17 protein-coding genes are annotated in these 16,900 nt (G+C 44.5%); 5 read left to right on the top strand and 12 right to left on the bottom strand.

The genetic code is table 11. The annotated features are described in order from the left end of the window. Nucleotides 1-44: 44 nt before the first annotated feature. From KIH87_RS18990 to tatA, 8 genes are all read right to left on the bottom strand, one after another. A complete protein-coding gene (locus KIH87_RS18990) occupies nt 45-869 on the bottom strand; it encodes a coiled-coil domain-containing protein (RefSeq protein WP_232359422.1) in 825 nt (274 codons plus the stop codon). A 97-nt stretch (nt 870-966) separates the two neighbouring features. Then, entirely contained in the window at nt 967-1,935 is a 969-nt protein-coding gene (gene hemB / locus KIH87_RS18985; protein ID WP_232361525.1) for a porphobilinogen synthase, read from the bottom strand. A 102-nt stretch (nt 1,936-2,037) separates the two neighbouring features. Then, nucleotides 2,038-3,975, bottom strand: a complete 1,938-nt coding sequence (locus tag KIH87_RS18980; protein ID WP_232359421.1) for a sensor domain-containing diguanylate cyclase — start codon at nt 3,973-3,975, stop codon at nt 2,038-2,040. 6 nt (nt 3,976-3,981) lie between these two features. Next, complete coding sequence (locus KIH87_RS18975) at nt 3,982-4,803, bottom strand: TatD family hydrolase (RefSeq protein ID WP_232359420.1); 822 nt, start codon at nt 4,801-4,803, stop codon at nt 3,982-3,984. Between the two features lie 27 nt (nt 4,804-4,830). Further along, a complete protein-coding gene (locus KIH87_RS18970; protein WP_232359419.1) occupies nt 4,831-5,355 on the bottom strand; it encodes a hypothetical protein in 525 nt (174 codons plus the stop codon). Further along, nucleotides 5,352-6,098: a twin-arginine translocase subunit TatC gene (tatC, locus tag KIH87_RS18965; RefSeq protein ID WP_232359418.1), complete on the bottom strand. Its 747-nt coding sequence runs from the start codon at nt 6,096-6,098 to the stop codon at nt 5,352-5,354. Before tatC ends, KIH87_RS18970 begins: the two co-directional genes overlap by 4 nt. Then, nucleotides 6,095-6,409: a Sec-independent protein translocase protein TatB gene (gene tatB, locus KIH87_RS18960; RefSeq protein WP_232359417.1), complete on the bottom strand. Its 315-nt coding sequence runs from the start codon at nt 6,407-6,409 to the stop codon at nt 6,095-6,097. Before tatB ends, tatC begins: the two co-directional genes overlap by 4 nt. Nucleotides 6,410-6,421: 12 nt before the next feature. Then, entirely contained in the window at nt 6,422-6,661 is a 240-nt protein-coding gene (gene tatA, locus KIH87_RS18955; RefSeq protein ID WP_232359416.1) for a Sec-independent protein translocase subunit TatA, read from the bottom strand. 235 nt (nt 6,662-6,896) lie between these two features. On the opposite strand from tatA, the gene KIH87_RS18950 reads away from it, so the two are divergent. Next, entirely contained in the window at nt 6,897-7,826 is a 930-nt protein-coding gene (locus KIH87_RS18950; protein WP_232359415.1) for a hypothetical protein, read from the top strand. Between the two features lie 104 nt (nt 7,827-7,930). Further along, nucleotides 7,931-9,145 (top strand): 1-acyl-sn-glycerol-3-phosphate acyltransferase, encoded by a 1,215-nt coding sequence (locus KIH87_RS18945; protein ID WP_232359414.1) that lies wholly within the window; start codon nt 7,931-7,933, stop codon nt 9,143-9,145. A gap of 29 nt (nt 9,146-9,174) precedes the next feature. On the opposite strand, the gene ubiB is transcribed toward KIH87_RS18945, so the two are convergent. The 3 genes from ubiB to ubiE are packed head-to-tail and all read right to left on the bottom strand — an operon-like array spanning nt 9,175 to nt 12,225. Beyond that, a complete protein-coding gene (gene ubiB / locus KIH87_RS18940; RefSeq protein WP_232359413.1) occupies nt 9,175-10,806 on the bottom strand; it encodes a ubiquinone biosynthesis regulatory protein kinase UbiB in 1,632 nt (543 codons plus the stop codon). Between the two features lie 22 nt (nt 10,807-10,828). After that, nucleotides 10,829-11,458, bottom strand: a complete 630-nt coding sequence (locus KIH87_RS18935) for a ubiquinone biosynthesis accessory factor UbiJ (protein WP_232359412.1) — start codon at nt 11,456-11,458, stop codon at nt 10,829-10,831. Further along, nucleotides 11,458-12,225, bottom strand: a complete 768-nt coding sequence (gene ubiE / locus KIH87_RS18930; protein ID WP_232359411.1) for a bifunctional demethylmenaquinone methyltransferase/2-methoxy-6-polyprenyl-1,4-benzoquinol methylase UbiE — start codon at nt 12,223-12,225, stop codon at nt 11,458-11,460. The genes KIH87_RS18935 and ubiE overlap by 1 nt, the downstream gene beginning before the upstream one ends. Nucleotides 12,226-12,443: 218 nt before the next feature. On the opposite strand from ubiE, the gene KIH87_RS18925 reads away from it, so the two are divergent. From KIH87_RS18925 to KIH87_RS18915, 3 genes are all read left to right on the top strand, one after another. Next, a complete protein-coding gene (locus tag KIH87_RS18925; RefSeq protein WP_232359410.1) occupies nt 12,444-13,556 on the top strand; it encodes a response regulator in 1,113 nt (370 codons plus the stop codon). 253 nt (nt 13,557-13,809) lie between these two features. Next, nucleotides 13,810-14,688 carry a formyltetrahydrofolate deformylase gene (gene purU / locus KIH87_RS18920; protein ID WP_232359409.1) on the top strand — a complete coding sequence of 293 codons (879 nt, stop codon included), beginning with the start codon at nt 13,810-13,812 and terminating at the stop codon, nt 14,686-14,688. Between the two features lie 222 nt (nt 14,689-14,910). Beyond that, nucleotides 14,911-15,744: a hypothetical protein gene (locus KIH87_RS18915; RefSeq protein ID WP_232359408.1), complete on the top strand. Its 834-nt coding sequence runs from the start codon at nt 14,911-14,913 to the stop codon at nt 15,742-15,744. A 457-nt stretch (nt 15,745-16,201) separates the two neighbouring features. On the opposite strand, the gene KIH87_RS18910 is transcribed toward KIH87_RS18915, so the two are convergent. Further along, on the bottom strand, nt 16,202-16,900 hold the full coding sequence (locus tag KIH87_RS18910) for a DNA-3-methyladenine glycosylase I (protein WP_232359407.1): 699 nt from the start codon (nt 16,898-16,900) through the stop codon (nt 16,202-16,204).

Raw genomic sequence — 16,900 nt, 5'->3', positions numbered from 1 at the left:
TGTTATGTCCTCATAGGCTTTTTATGTCTTGGCTGAATAACGATTTACCCAACCGTCAGTGGCGGCGGTATGTCTTTCTTCGGGCTTGGGATCACTTCTGGTTCAGGCTTTGTTTTTAACTCTGTTTCACGCCATTTTTCCAGCTCTTTAATACGCTGTAATAGCTCGCTGGCAATTTTGTCAGCGGCGGTGAGTTTGCGATCCATTTCAAGAATCTTCTTATAACGTTCAGCATCGACTTTTTGCAGGTCAGCAATGTTCTTATTGACGCCTTTGGCCTCGTTAATTTGCTTATCGAGTTGCTCTTGCAGTAAGCCAAAATTAGCGGTACTTGCTGTTAGCTCTGCCTGTATGACTTTAAATTGTTTTTCAAAGTCTGCGCTGTCGGTGTTCATGGTGTCTAGCAGGTCAGTGAGCTTCTTGATGTCTGACTGATTACGACGCCATGCTGAGGCCCATAGCTTGTCCATTTGTTCCCAAAGCTCTTTGCTTTTTGCGTCGAGTTGGCTCACTTTTGCTTGCAGTGCTACGGCAGATTCACCCATTTCTTCGCCGGTTGCAGAAAGTTGTCTCTCCAATTCAGCGATACGTTGTTGGGCGTTGTCGAGTTGTTGCAGGTTTTTAACTTGTTGTTGGTACAACCAATAGCTGGCACCAAACGCAGCAAAAATTAAAATGAGCAGAACGGTTGTCCATACGGGTGATGGACTACTGCTGACCTTTACCTCAGAAGTGCTGCTTGATGTAGTTACTTCTGGCTCGTTAGAGGTTTTATATTTGCCTTTACTTCGGGATTGATGGAATGCTTCCCGGTCTTCTCTGTCCAGAGTAATTTTCGGTATGTCGTCATCAAATCTATTTGAGGGCATATCTAGTCTCTATCGCTGGTTTGTCTGTGTTATCCGAAAGAATGAGGTGCTTGTGTTGATAATTCTGGGCTAATTAACCGCAACCTCAATCATCATCTTATCCTTTTAACAATTGTGCGGCTTGCTTGGCAAAGTAAGTAAGAATGCCATCAGCCCCTGCACGTTTAAAAGCTAACAGGGATTCTAATATAACAGGTTCTTCCTGCAACCAGCCATTGGCAAAAGCCGCCTTGTGCATGGCATATTCGCCGCTTACCTGATATGCAAACGTTGGTACTTTTAATTCGTCTTTACAGCGACGCACAACATCCAGATACGGCATGCCTGGCTTCACCATAACCATATCCGCTCCTTCTTGCAGGTCGAGCTGGATTTCACGAATGGCTTCGTCGGAATTCGCCGGATCCATCTGGTAGCTCTTTTTGTCCGCACCTTTTAAGTTGCCGGCTGAGCCGACGGCGTCACGAAAGGGGCCGTAATAGTGAGAGGCATACTTGGCAGAATAAGCCATGATGCAGGTGTTGATATGTCCGGCCTCTTCCAGCGCCTTACGAATTAAACCAATGCGACCATCCATCATATCCGATGGTGCGACGACGTCTGCCCCGGCTTCTGCATGAGATAAAGCTTGTTTAATCAGGACTTCACAAGTGGCGTCATTGAGTACATAGCCTGATTCGTCGATGAGTCCATCTTGGCCATGTGATGTGAAAGGGTCTAAGGCTACGTCGGTAATCACACCTAACTGTGGAAAGGCTGCTTTTACTGCTCTAGTCGCCACTTGAGCCAGCCCTTCCGGGTTGTAGGCTTCTTCTGCGCCGAGCGATTTTTTGTCTAATGGTGTAACCGGGAAAATCGCGATAGCCGGAATGCCCAAATCAACAAGCTGCTGGCACTCTTCCAACAATAAATCGACAGATAAACGTTCAATACCCGGCATGGAGGGAATGGCTTCTCTTTGGTTGCTACCTGGGAGAATAAACATAGGGAAAATCAAATCTGCCACAGTAAGCTGGTTTTCAGCCATCAACCGACGAGTGAAAGTGTGTTTGCGCATGCGGCGCATTCTTGAATATGGAAAGTGTTGCAAACTATCTGCTCCTTAATTGGATCGAGCATACCGCCGTTGTTGGTCGGTAATAAATTATAGTTACTACAGGTATTAGCGCTATTGCTCGTCTTCCTGATGATGCTGATTATCAGGTTGCTCTATGGCTTTGTAAATGACTTGATTTCTACCTGCTTCTTTTGCGTTGTATAAAGCTTTATCGGCTGTGTCTAGCAGCAGTTCTTCAGCTTGTTCTGCTGATACAATGGTACTGCTGATGCCTGCGCTAATGGTTAATGGTATTTCGCCACCACCATATTTTACCGGGTGCTGTGCAACTAGTTGGCGAATTTTTTCAATTAATTGTATTGAACCTTGTTCGCCAGTGTCTTGCATAAGCACTGCGAATTCTTCGCCGCCGTAACGACATACCACATCTCCCGGGCGTTTCAGATTTTCCTTAATCAATTTGGCAACATGTCTTAAGCATTCATCGCCGGCTAAATGACCATAAGTATCGTTCACTTTTTTAAAGTGGTCGATGTCGATCATGGCGACAGCTAATTCAGTTTGGCCTCGGCGGCTTAAGCGCATGTCAGCCAGGTATTTCTTGTCGAAGAAGCGACGGTTGCGGATCCCGGTTAAAGCGTCTTGCGTGTTGCGCTCTTCTAATTCCTGATTCTTTTCTGCTAATTCTCGCAGCGCAATTTCGAGCTCATAAGTGCGTTCCTGGACGGCATATTCCAGATCTTCATTGGCTTGTTGCTGAATGGCGATGGTTTCTTCACGAGCTGCCAGCACTTTCTTGTCTTGCTCCAGCGCATGTTCCCGAGCAGCGAGAAGAAGTTTGGATTGTTCGCTGTAGCTGCGGGCTAGCAGAAGGGCTAACAACAGAGTTTCAATGGCTGCGCCCAGCATAAGCATGTAGCGGGAATGCATTGATGTATCAAATATCTGCAAGCCCTCCAAACAGGCGAACAAGATGCTGATAAGCAAGGTGAACCATGCAAACACATAGACTTTACTGACGATTAAGCCTTTATACCAAAGCCAGATGCCCGCTGCGAAAACATAAACCACGACAAGGGTGACGAATGACAGGAACACCTGCGAAATAAAATAGGATTCTACGAAAAAGCTGGCAATGAGGAAGCAGAGGAAAAGCCCTGCTAATCCGAGAAATGAGCGATCGATATTGACACTATAGCGTGATAAATCCAGCAGTTGCCTAATGAAGAGCAAAGCAAACGACAGTGTGGCATTGGCAAATATCCCGATGCTGTGGTTTTGCATCCATATGCTTCCCGGCCAAAAGTATTTGTAAGCCATGCCATGCATGCTGAATAGCAGGAATGCCACTGACATAACGTAACCTGTGTAGAGCAAGAAGCTCGCTGCGCCGGTATTGATGAAAAAGAAGAAGTTACTGAGTGCCATCGCTAACATGAAGCCAAAGAACAGCCCCATGGCAACGCTATGTTCACCGTTAAAAACCAAATAGTTTCGTTCTCGCCACAAATTTACCGGTAGTGCGGCTGGTACGGAACTGTTGAGTTCAATATAGGCCTGAATTGGCACTTCTTTGTCTTGCGTGGGGACTGGAAATAAAAAACGTTCATGAGCCAACGCTCTACTGCGAAAGGGCATTTGATCGCCCGTGTTGTAATTGGCTAATACGATGTCTTTTTGGATAAACCAAACGCTGAGATGATCAAGCTGAGTGTAGTCTACTTCGAGCAGCCAATTATCCATGTTATCCAGATAAGGTAGCTGCATTCTCAACCAATAAGTGTGATTGGCTGTGGGTAAGGTGAGTGTGTCGGTTTGCTGGCTTGTCCAGACTTCTTCCCCTAGCTCCAGAATGTCTGAGAGCTGCAATTCCGAGCTGTTTGCCTGGTAGTAGTCAATGCCTCTACTGATGGTTTGATCGGGAAGTGAAGTGATATTGGCTTGGTAGGTAGTGACAATTCCCCAGATACAAAAGCACAGCAGTAATCCCATTAACCACATTGGCATTTTGTCATAGAAATTGTTAAGACGACCGCTCGCCATTAGCATTTCGTGTTATTTCTCCAATCCAAATAAAGTGATGCTGTTTTGATAGCTGGCATGGGCGATATCTTGCAGCGATAAGCCAGCATGTTCTTCTTGTTCTAACAATATAGCCGCGAGTTGCTCCAATATGTGGGGCAAATTTTCCGGTTCATTTCGTTTTGACGATGATTTTAGCGTTTTCGGCATTAAGTAGGGAGCGTCGGTTTCTAATAGCAAACGGTTTAGAGGTAAGTGAGTAACGGCTTCGCGCAATTCCTGACCGCGCTTGGCGTCACATAGCCAGCCTGTAATACCAATATAGAAATCTAAACCCAGATAAGCTTTTATTTGTTCGATGTTTCCCGTGAAACAATGGACAACGCCACCCACTAATTTTGAACGGTATTTTTCCAGTAATTTGATTTGCTCTTCAAACGCATCTCGTTCATGCAAAAATACCGGCATTGCTAAATCGCAGGCTATTTCTAATTGCGCTTCAAATACCGCGAGCTGAATGTCTCGCGGTGAAAAGTTGCGATTAAAATCCAACCCGCACTCACCAATCGCAACCGCGTTACTGTGGCTGGCAAGTTGGATGATTTCTTGATAAAAGTTGGGTTCGCCTTTTTCATCAACCGCGTCTTTCGCGTAGTGAGGGTGAATACCCACTGTAGCATAACAGTGCTCAAGCCAGGAATCACACATTAACAAGGCGTCTTTGCTTTCTGCCATATCGGTTCCGGTGATAATTAATTTATCGACCCCGGCATCGAGTGAGCGTTGAATGGTGGCTTCCCAATCATCGTTGAATCGGTTGTTGGTCAGATTGACACCTATATCGCAAAGACGCATGGTAATCCTCTTTCGGGCTTTGTCGCGTTACGAGCTGCGAGAAACTCGAATCGGCTTGGATGAACCGGATTTTCTTAGCAAGAATGAACCTAACATGCCTTTTTCGATAACAACAGAGTCACCCGGTTTCAATCCCAAATACTCGTCATCGGTTTGTTTCCATTCCTGACCATTGTCCAGCGTAATCGTCATTCTGCCACGACGATCTTTATCCACTTTGGCGACAGAGGCGTTAAGGGAATCAATATCTTCAACGGGTGCTTTTATACCAAAATTGCTTTCGGGTGAGGCTTGATTTTGGCGACCAAAACCTGCGTCATTGTTGGCCACTTCTGTTGGCTGGTATTGACGTGCGGGTGCTTGTAAATTGCTTGGAAGTTGGCTATCGGCGTAGCCTTGAGCTTGTTGATTGAGCTTATCGTAACAAACCAGTCGTTTCAGGCTGTTGTCTACTTTGCTGCATTTGTTCATTGCATCAGCTAAGGATTCCGCTTGCGCAGATACGGAGGCAAATGCCAATAACAGGGTGGCAAGGCCAAATGGGTACTTCATGATATCTCCTGATCCTCTTTTTCTTGTGTATCGGACTGTCCGTATAGACCGCCAGCAAAGACACCAAGTTCAAATAAAATCCACATTGGAATAGCCAACAGGGTTTGTGAGATTGGGTCTGGCGGTGTCATTAGCATTCCTACCACAAATACAGAAACTATGACATAAGGGCGCTTTTCTCTCAGGCTGTCTGGCGTAGTAAAGCCTGTCCAGCACAGTAAAACTATGGCAATCGGGATTTGAAAGGAAACCCCAAATGCAAAAAACAATTTTAATACAAAGTTCAAATAACTATTGATGTCGGTGTTAATTACGACGCCTTCAGGTGCTACACCCACAAAAAACGGAAAGGCCAACGGGAAAATGACGAAATAAGCGAACGCGATACCGGCATAAAACAACAAGCTGGAAGAAAACATCAAGGGGGCGACAAGGCGCTTTTCGTTCTTGTATAGTCCCGGCGCAATAAATGCCCAGCATTGATAAAGCACATAGGGTATTGCAATGAAAAATGACAATACCAGAGTCAATTTAAAAGGAGCGAAGAAGGGAGAGGCCACGTCGGTTGCTATCATTTGAGCGCCTTCAGGCATGGCATCAAGCAAGGGTTTTGACAGCAAGGAATATAAATCCTGAGCGAAATATGCCAAACATAGAAATACCAGCAATACGCTGAGCAGTGATCGTAATAATCGGCTGCGTAGCTCAATCAGATGGGCAATAAGAGGTTGAGTATCGCTCACGTTCCTTGATCGTCTTTTTTATTGTAGGGTTGGTTTACCGATGCTGCCGCTTCTTTAAGTTCGTCTACGGATGCCTGGATCTCTGGAGACAGGTTCTTAAAGTTTTGTTCTTCAGCTTTTTTCAAATTGTCGTGTAATTCCTGAATATGGAGCTGATGCTCAATCTCGTTGCGAAACCCGGTCGCCATATTCTTGATATTACGAATGGTTCTGGAGGTGCTGCGTATTGCACCGGGAAGGCGCTCAGGCCCCAGCACTAATAACGCTATAACAGCGACTACGACTAATTCCAGAAAGCCAATGTCAAACATAGTGGTAATGTACTACGAATGCTTTTGCTGTTCGTTTTCTTTGCTTTGAGCTGTGTTTTGTTGGGATTTATCTTCAACTTCCTGACTTTTCTGGAAATCAGCGTCTTTCTCATCGGTCTCAGATACTGCTTTTTTAAAGCCCTTTACTGCTGAACCCAAATCTCCACCCAAAGTACGCAGCTTCTTTGTGCCAAACAATAGCACTACGATCACAAAGATAATTAGCAATTGCCAAATGCTTATGCCGCCCATTTTCGACTCCAACTTAAAAAATTATGGCTATTATACGTAGCAAAAAGAAAAGGTCACTGCATTTAATTGCTACAGTTTAAAGACAGGGGCGATTTGAGCACACACTTTTGACAACAGAATTTATCTGATATGGTGGTGTTTTAGTTAGGACGCGTTCTGGTATTGTTCTGGTATTAGTACGCTATCAACTTGTTACCGCTGTAATTCATTTCTTATATCTTACGAAGGGGGAATATTGAATAGAAGCCTGGGGGTACTACTTTTATCTATTTGTGTGCTGACATCTGCGCCTTTGACTGCGCAAGAAGTGCATGAATATCCTTGGCTGGACGATATTCAAGAAAACGTAACCTATTCTGTTCATGAAACCGCTAACTGGTTTGACAATTTTTTTGTGGACGAATCCAAACCACCTACTGAGACTGCTCACGGAAGTGCCCGCATTCAATTAGCCTGGGAACCCAGAACCAGAGACATTATGGAGTTCGAATCCCGGGTAAGAATAAACTGGAAGTTACCCAACCTGAAAAATCATGTTGATGTGGTATTCAGCGATTACGATGAAGAATTAGAAAAAGCTCCTGTTAAAGCGGCTCAAAATGATGTTATTGCTGATCAAAACCGCTTTAATTTGGCTCTACGCTGGATAGGCATGCATGATGAAAAGTCGGTTTGGTCTCATCGGGTTGGCGTTGGCCGGAAACTACAGCCTTTTGCCAGAACTCGTTATAGCCATATATTTGATTTGCAATCAGGAAATTTTATTCGCACAGAAGCTTCCGCGTACTATTATACTAAGGATGGATTAGGGACTCATTTAGGCTTGCAGTATGAACATGGATTAAATGAACGTTCTGTGATGCGTCTCGATAACAATTTTTATTATCGAGAGAAAACCGATGATTGGTTTTGGCAGCATGGTTTATATGGCATGACGCAATTATCAGAAAGTTCTGCTTTAATCTGTGGCCTTTATGTTGAAGGTGAAAGCAAACCGAATTATCAGGTTTCGCAGTATTTAGTGAGTTCTCGTTGGCGCAGAAATGCCTTAAGATCCTGGTTGTTTTTTGAGGTTGAGCCATTTGTTTTATGGGAGCGAGATGAAGGTTTCTCTGCTTCTTATGGAGTTGCATTAAGGGTTGAAGGATTTTTCGGCCATCCCTGACACGGGTTGGGCTTGTAGTTAAGTTTGTTGACCATACATTGTGATTCAATCATCGAGTGATTGGCTCGTTTTATGACATGTAAAAGAGAAAGGTTGTCCATTACATGAGTAATTTTGATGACATTCGCCCTTATAAAGATTCCGAAGTTCGGGCGGTGTTAGATCGTTTGGTCAATGAGCCTGAGCTTATTGAGACTATTTTGCGTTTCAAATTTAACGGTGTTTTGTCGCGTATTTTTCGTCCTCTAATAGAGGCTTACCTGAAATACCAACTCAAGCGATTAGTGCAGAATTTTAATTCTGTACGTGACTTGCAGGTTTACATAGAACGTTATGTAACACAGGTGATTGAAGATACCACCGACGGCCTGACCACTAAGGGCTTAGAGGCGCTTGATACTAAAAAGCCGCATCTGTTTATCAGCAATCATCGCGATATTGCGATGGATCCCGCTTTTATCAATTACATCTTGCACGCAAACGGTATGGACACCATGCGCATTGCCATAGGCGATAACCTTCTGGGGAAAGACTGGATTGCCGATTTAATGCGTTTGAACAAAAGTTTTGTGGTTAAACGTTCTGTGAAAACCGTGCGCGAAAAGCTTACGGCCAGTAAGCAACTTTCCCACTATATGTATGAATCGGTAACACAAGACAACGCTAATATGTGGATTGCCCAGCGTGAAGGGCGAGCCAAAGATGGCAATGATCAAACCAACCCTGCGGTTTTGTCGATGTTGTTATTGAACAAGCCCAAAACCATGCCTGTTGAGGATTACCTCGACGAGCTGCGCATTGTGCCAGTGTCTATTTCCTATGAATACGACCCTTGTGACATTGCCAAGGCAAAAGAGTTGCTGAGCCATGAAGAATCAGGCACTTATGAGAAAGGTGCTCACGAAGATATTCAAAGTATTGCTAAAGGGATAACCGGGAAGAAAGGGCGAGTTCATATCGAATTTGGTCAGCCTTTGGAATCAAGCCTCGAACACCCATTGGACTGCGCCAAAAATATTGCCGAAGAGCTGGATCGTCAGATCCAGGGCAATTACCGCATTTTGCCCTCTAACCTGGCTGCCGCTGCAATGTTGGGGTATGAATTCAGTGATGATGAAATTGCCAGTCTCGACATAGACTTCCCCATCATCGAAATGCATTCTTCAAAGGGAAAGCTTATTGAGCGATTTAACCAAGAGCCAAGAGCACTGGAAACCAAAATCTTTCAAGCCTATGCCGCACCAGTGTTTAACAAACTAAAGGTGATCAAAGAGGGAAAGGCTAAAAGTGTTGAATTGGCGTCTTCTGTAGCAGGGTAGATGTGCCCTGCTTCAATTCCAATCAAATACTACTTCGCATGATACAGGTAGGCGCGTATCCATAAGCCTACGCCTACCAAGCCACTTCCGATTGTGTAACCCCAGTGCAGGTTGTGCAGGGGTAACAGTAAGCTGGCGATAAAGAAGGTTGAGCCCAGCATGGTGTAAAACTGGCTTTTACGAGATTGTTTTTGTAGCTTGGCTTGATGTTCAAACCAGATGCGTTGTTTTTCTGGCAATAGTTTTACTTGCTTTAGTGAGTCGTAAACAAGATCCGGGATTTCCGGCATTTTTTCCGTCCAGAAGGGGAAGTTGGAGTAGATCTTGTTGTACATGGCTTTGAACCCGACCTGCTCTTTCATCCAGTTTTCTAGGAAAGGCTTGGCGGTTTGCCAAAGGTCGAGTTGCGGATAGAGCTGTCGCCCCAAGCCTTCGATATATAGCAGGGTTTTTTGCAGCAGTACCAGTTGGGGTTGCACAACCATGTTAAATCGACGAGCGGTGTTAAACAGTTGTAGCAGCACTTGACCAAAGGAAATCTCGGCTAATGGCTTATGGAAAATCGGTTCGCAGACGGTACGGATAGCCACTTCAAATTCGTCGATATTGGTATTGAATGGCACCCAGCCGGAATCAACATGAAGCTCTGCAACCTTGCGGTAATCGCGATTAAAAAAGGCGACGAAATTCTCTGCCAGATAACGCTTATCTTCTTTGTTTAGTGTGCCTACAATGCCAAAATCTATTGCAATGTAGCGCGGATCTTCCGGGTTGGTGGCATCGACGAAAATATTACCAGGATGCATGTCGGCATGAAAAAAGCTGTCGCGAAAAACTTGGGTGAAGAACACTTCAACGCCGCGCTCAGCCAGTAATTTCAAGTTAACGCCCAGCTCTTTCAACGTATCAACTTCGGCGACCGGAATTCCTTTGATTCTTTCCATTACCAATACGTTGGTGCGGCAGTAATCGGCATAAATATGGGGCACGTATAAAGAGTGAGAGTTTTCGAAGTTTCTCGCTAACTGAATACCGTTAGCTGATTCACGCATCAGATCCAGTTCGTCAATGATAGTTTTGCGATATTCTTCAATGACTTCCACGGGACGTAAGCGCTTGCCATCGGGAAGTAGCCTTTGAGCAATAATGGCAAAGGCGCGCATTAGTTCAATGTCGGCAGTGATGGTGTCTGCGATATTCGGGCGAATAACCTTAACGACGACCTTATCGCCATCGGTACGAAGAGTGGCAGCATGAACTTGTGCAATTGAAGCGGAAGCCAGTGCTTTGGTTTCAAATTCAGAGAAGAGTTCGTCAAGGGAGCCAAGTCCAAGTGATTTACGGATTATCTCAGAGGCTTGTTCGCCATCGAAAGGTTGCACTTTATCTTGTAACAGGGTGAGTTCATTAGCGATATCGGGGGGAAGAATATCGCGTCGAGTTGAGAGCATCTGCCCGAACTTTACGAATACAGGCCCTAATGCCTCTAACGCTAATCTTAAACGTTCGCCACGAGGGCGATCTGGGTAGCGATTGCGCATCCAGAACAGACACATTTTCAAAAACTGCATGTACCAAGGCAGGAAACGTTGCGGGATCCATTCATCCAGTCCATGCTGCAACAAAGTTTTTGTAATGGTGTAAAAGCGTTTGATTCGCACGAGCGTTGTATTCCTGAGGTTATTAGCGATTGTTTATCTTATTAGTAAGCGAAGCGATTCTGGCTTCCAATTTGCCGACATCAGAGCGAAGTTGGCTAACATCCTGTATGAAACCCTCCATTGCTATCGGATGAGGTGCTAGCTGTTTCTCTTCTATAGCACCTTCTCTGACCATATTGCCAAGTTGCTGTAAGCGAGAAGACAGGTGCGATTTGATACTGTTCGCTGTCGACCAAATCTGGTGTGCAGCGACGTCGCCAACATAGCGTGATAATTGCTCTTCCCAATCAATATCCAGATCTTTAACCAGTACACTAAAATGCTGCGCCACATGAATGTCACCATCCAGCTCTAAACGCTTTTCTTGAATCAGTCGTGTGATCTGGCTGCTGTCTTGAAGCTCTTTTAGCGTATCCAGACTTAATTTGATGTGGCAGTCTGGCGCTGTATTTGGGCTTTCACCACCCCCATCCGTTAATACATCAATATGGGATGAGAAGGCGAAAATGAGCGGCCAGGGGAATTCTTTCACAGTCACTTTTAAGTGCTTACCGTTTAAAGGCACAAGCCTTTGTGCCGATTGTTCGTCTAGCGCAATGAGCTTGTTAAATGCAGTTTCTATTGCCGCTGTAAACAGTTGTGGTGCTGGCATTAGAATTTAAAGCCTCTGTGCATTGCAACGATGCCGCCGGTCATATTGTGATAGCTGGTTTGTTCAAATCCTGCGGCTTCCATCATGCTTTTCAAGGTTTCTTGATCGGGATGCATGCGGATAGACTCTGCCAGATATCGGTAGCTCTCGGCGTCATTGGCGATGAGTTTGCCCATATTCGGTAACAGATTGAAGGAATACCAATCGTAGATCTTGCTGAAATTTTCATTGGTCGGCTTGGAGAACTCCAACACCAATAAACGGCCGCCTGGTTTCAAAACGCGGTACATAGAGCGCAACGCTTGGTCTTTGTCGGTAACGTTACGTAAACCAAAGGCGATAGTGACTAAATCGAAATGATTGTCCGGGAATGGCAAGTGTTCGGCGTCGGCTTGAACCCATTCGACATTACCCGTAATGCCCATATCGCGTAGACGGTCTCTGCCTACTTGCAGCATACTGGCGTTAATGTCTGCAACGACGACTTTTCCTGTACTACCCGTTAGTCGGGAAAACTTGGCTGCCAGGTCTCCAGTGCCACCTGCCAAATCGAGAATGGTATGACCGGGGCGTACACCACTGCAATCTATGGTGAAGCGTTTCCATAGTCTGTGAATGCCTAACGACATCACGTCGTTCATTAGATCGTATTTATCAGCAACAGAATGAAAAACTTCTGCAACCATTGATGCTTTTGCTTTTTTATTAACTTGTTGGAATCCGAAATGAGTAGTTTCAGAGTCGGTAGCCTGGCTATCGTTGTTCATTATCTTTTACTCTAACGTCCTATACTTTGGGCGCATTGTAGCAAAAATTAGCGATTGCTTAAGCGGCGTTTGATGTAATATAACTTGAATATCGGTGAATGGTTTCAGAAAACCAGTAATGTAGTATTTTTTACATTTCTGGATAATTTTTATTCTGCATCCCTTTTTAAGAACTAATATTAGAGAAGACGGTGTTTTTTAATTTGGACATTATCCCTATGACTGACTGCTCAATATGCATTGTGGAGCCTGATGAAATTGAACGAGAAATTCTTGAAGGGATCCTCGCGGAAGAGGGAAAAATAAAGTTCTATAAAGCAAGTAAAGAGCTGCTTGCTGATTTGTCGACCGTGAGTCCTGCCTTGATAATAATGGAAAAGCAGTTTGGTGAAGAAAATGGATACGATGTCTGCCGAACCATTAAAGAAGACTATTCTCAGTGTGATACCAGCGTTCTCTTTCTAACCAGTGTGGTCTCTGTTGACGAGCGTTTAAAAGGATTGGAAGCTGGAGCCGACGACTATCTTACCAAGCCCTATGATGTGATTGAATTTGCTACCAAAATGCAGGCGGCGAGAAATCGTATCACCAAGAAAGCCGGCTTGCGTGCTCAGCTTAATTTGGCCAGCAATACGGCAATGCAGGCCATGTCAGCACAAAGTGAGATGGGCAGCGTATTGCAGTCAGTTCGGGCAATGAATGAAGCCAACGACTTTGATTCTGTCTGCGATGGTTTGTTTGTTGCTTTACGTGATTATGGATTGAAATGTACCGTTTTCTTCAATCAGATGGGCGAAGACATATTTATGCCGACACCTGGCCGGCAGGCTACGCCGATTGAGCAGGAAATCATTAATATGGTGCGTGACAAAGAGCGGGTTTGGCAGCGTGAGAAACGAGCCTGTTTCAATTTTCCCTATAGTTCTTTGTTGGTATTGAACATGCCCGATGACGAAGATCGTGCTGGCAGACTTCGAGATAGTTTGTGTTTGGTAATGGAAGCGTACGATGTCCGTATTAACAACCTGAACCAGCAAAAAGAATTAATGGATGCCCAGAAATGGCAAAGCTCGGTTAAAGAAATCTCTCAGTTGCTGAATGTGGCTTCTAATCAGTTGCAGGGCAGTATTGGGCAAAGCCACCAAACGCTTAAAAAGCTGGTGGATGAATTGTTTGAGCTATTACCAAGATTGGGACTCGAAGAAGATCAGGAAGAAGGTATTCACCGTATCGTTGACGATGCTTTTGCCAAACTGAGTAAAGAATTAGAGCAAACGGAAACGACTCGCGCCGTCTTCGGGAAAGTTCTCGCAAAACTAAACAAAATGTAGTTTTGTATCTATAAGCTGACTATTAAAAGCGACATTAACGTTGTAATGATGACAAGTAAGGCAATTGTCGCTTATTCAAATTGACGTACTCTCCTGCTTGAGTACACTCAGTGGGTATCAAAGGCTGAACTCTATTCGAGCCCTTGAAGGGAAGGGAGTTGTATTGATGAGGTAATCCAGGTTTTGGACCCTGCCAGAATGGTAATGCAATACTCTCTCAGCAGTATTAACCCCAGTAATGCCCAGAATTATCATGACCACAATGCCTGAAGAAAAGAACACCTTGATCCTTAATGTGACTTGTCGTGCCGGAACCGGTGTCGTGGCTGCAATATCCGGATATTTGGCCGACAATGATTGCTATATTTGCGCGCTTGAACAATTTGATGATGAATCAACAAACAAGTTCTTCTTACGTGCGGTATTTCGCTTGCAGGCGGGTTCACCTGATATCGCTACATTAAAATCCGGCTTTTTCGGGATAGCCGAGAAGTTTTCCATGCAATGGAATATCTTTGATCCTTCAGTGCCCGCCAAGGTGCTGATTATGGTGTCTAAATTCGATCACTGTCTGGATGATTTGCTGTACCGCCGTAGAAATGGTGAGCTTAATATGGAAATAACAACGGTTGTTTCCAATCATCAGGATTTAAGACCCATGGTGGAGCGTGAAGGTATCCGCTTCATCCATTTGCCTATCACCAAAGACACCAAGGCTCAGCAAGAAGAGCGTTTACTTGAAATTATCGAAGAGACTGGCACGGAGCTGGTGGTGTTAGCTCGATACATGCAAGTGTTGTCCAATGATTTGTCGATGCAACTTGCTGGACGCTGCATTAACATTCACCACTCTTTTCTACCGGGTTTCAAGGGAGCAAAACCTTATCATCAAGCCTATGATCGCGGTGTAAAAGTGATTGGTGCAACCGCTCACTATGTGACATCTGATTTAGATGAAGGTCCGATTATTGAACAAATCCTCACGCGTGTTGACCATAACTATAAACCAGAAAATCTGGTTAGAGTTGGACGTGACAACGAGTGCATGGCGTTGGCAAAGGCAGTTAAATATCACATTGAGCGCAGAGTGTTTCTGGATGGCAATAAAACGGTTGTCTTCCTGGGTAGTTAATCCATATCAATCATCCTCATACCGTATGCGCCAAGCTTAAACAAAAGTAAAGCTTGGTGTGACTTCTACTTTTATTCTTTCTAATAGTTTGTAAAGTGTAAAAATTTACCTTTGGTTACAATGTAAAAAATTATCGGACTTGTTTATTATTGAATCAGATGGGTAGTATAAGCTCGCTTATGAAAAGCGGCTCTTAAATAATCAAGGAATAGGAAGACGATTATGAAATTTAGTAAGGTTACTCTCGGATTATTAGCACTTCTTTCTGCAAATACGTTTGCTGCCACCGTTACCATCAACAATGCTGATTTTGATGCTCAAGCCTCCTCTGATGGCGATATTCAATTTGCTGTTCAAAGTTGGGTTTCAGAAGCGGGTATTACGGGTATCTACAATCCACCCGATACTGTGTTTACTGGTGAAGCTGGCGATGGTTCTCACAAAAACACATTGTTTCTTTATCGTAATGCCAAAATTTCGCAAACATTAAGCGCAACGCTTGAAGCTAATACGGATTATGTATTGGAGTTTGATATCGGTGAGCGTTTGGATTACACAGTGCCAAATTACACCGTGACGGTTAAAGCCGATGATGAAGTTTTACTGCAATCTATTAACCCGATTTTCCCTAGTCAGGCTGGTACATTCTCAAGAGCTACGCTTGAATTTGGCAGTGAAAATGTTCCCGGTGTTGGTAGCAATATCGTGATTGAAATCGAAACTTACGGTGATGGTCAGGCGCATTTCGACAATTTCAGTTTAACCTCGACTGCTGGGTCTGCAACCGGTGTGGGCGGTAACCTGGCTGGGTTGGGGTTTACTACAGTTGCGCATGGCGTTACCAGAAGGTATGACGTTGGTAGCTATGGCTCCACTATCACGATAACTCAAAACTCTGAAAACAATTTGCCATATATGACGTATGCTACGGGCGGACGTCTTCAATGTAATGAAGGCTCCGTTTTAATTGAGGCTGGTGGTGGATTCACTCCAGAATCCGGGCTTAATCAACCAAATATTTTTTATCAATGTGTGCTTTCCCATCAACAACCATAACCAATAAATTAAAAGGGGGCTATTTCTAGCACCCTTACTCCATTATTTAACCTCAGCTGCGCATAAGAAAGCGTTTTGAGTCGGTTATTTTCAGCGACTTCTTCGTTAAGTTTACTTGCAATAGTCTCGCTATTGGCGCGTAAACTCGCCTCGAATTCACTAAAAAGTAACGTTCCTCAAAATATTCTAAATAGCTGTTCCAAACTATCAGTCAGCAACAGAAAGTTTTGAGCAGACCCTCAGCCGCAGGGAAGCGGCTGTGGAGCCTCAATGGATTGATTCACGGCGAGTCTGCGATAAATTTCTGTGGCTGACTTGCAGTTAAGCACACTTATTTAGTGCATAACGGGACTCATATGACCAATAACAGTTTGAAATATATTGAGTTTCATATTGTTATTGTTCGCTTTCTTATGCGCAGCAGAGGTTATTTAATCAAGCGTATCTCAAGGCTCGGCTAATCTTCCGGCATGATGTTATTGTCACCCGATGAATAGGAAACGATTCGGCTGATTTCCTGTAACGAGCGTCCACTTTGCTCTCGCCAGATATTGAAAGTCTGTTGGATGGCTTCCTGACTGCGTTTTGAAGTGCTTGAACCTGAAATGATATCGTGACTTTTCAGGTATCCTTCCACATCTCGGCTAAGCAGGAAAGTGTCTTTTCCTAATGCTCTTAGTGCATAAGGGCCTGTGTTGCCACCGAGTCGGGCTCCATGCTGTTTCAAATACTGCCAAAGCCCAATAATGTCATTTTCAGGCCACTGGGCTATAAAGTTGGCAAAACTACCGTGGGATTTCTGCACATCTGAAATCATGATGGCATTGTCGCGAATGGTCATGACTTTGTTCAGGTTGCGAATAATCGCGGGATCCTGTGCTTTCTGCTCAAACATTTCATCTGACAACAGCAGCATTTTCTCTATGTCGAAATTGAAAAACAGGCGTTCAAATTCAGGCCATTTCTGTTCGACTACACGCCAGACAAAACCGGACTGAAAGACTTTTTTGGTGAACTCAGCCAGGTAGCGGTCATCACCCAGTTTCGCTAACGCGTCCGACGAGAGCGGCTGGCTTAACATGGATTCCAGCTTTGCTTCACCGCCCTTACGCTCGGCTGCCCGAGCGTAAATAGCATCAAAATGTTCTGCTGGCAT

This window comes from Paraneptunicella aestuarii (assembly GCF_019900845.1).
In the GTDB taxonomy this organism is placed as follows: Bacteria; Pseudomonadota; Gammaproteobacteria; order Enterobacterales; family Alteromonadaceae; genus Paraneptunicella; species Paraneptunicella aestuarii.
Note: the sequence above shows the minus strand (reverse complement) of the source record. Positions and strands in the feature narration are given on the sequence as shown.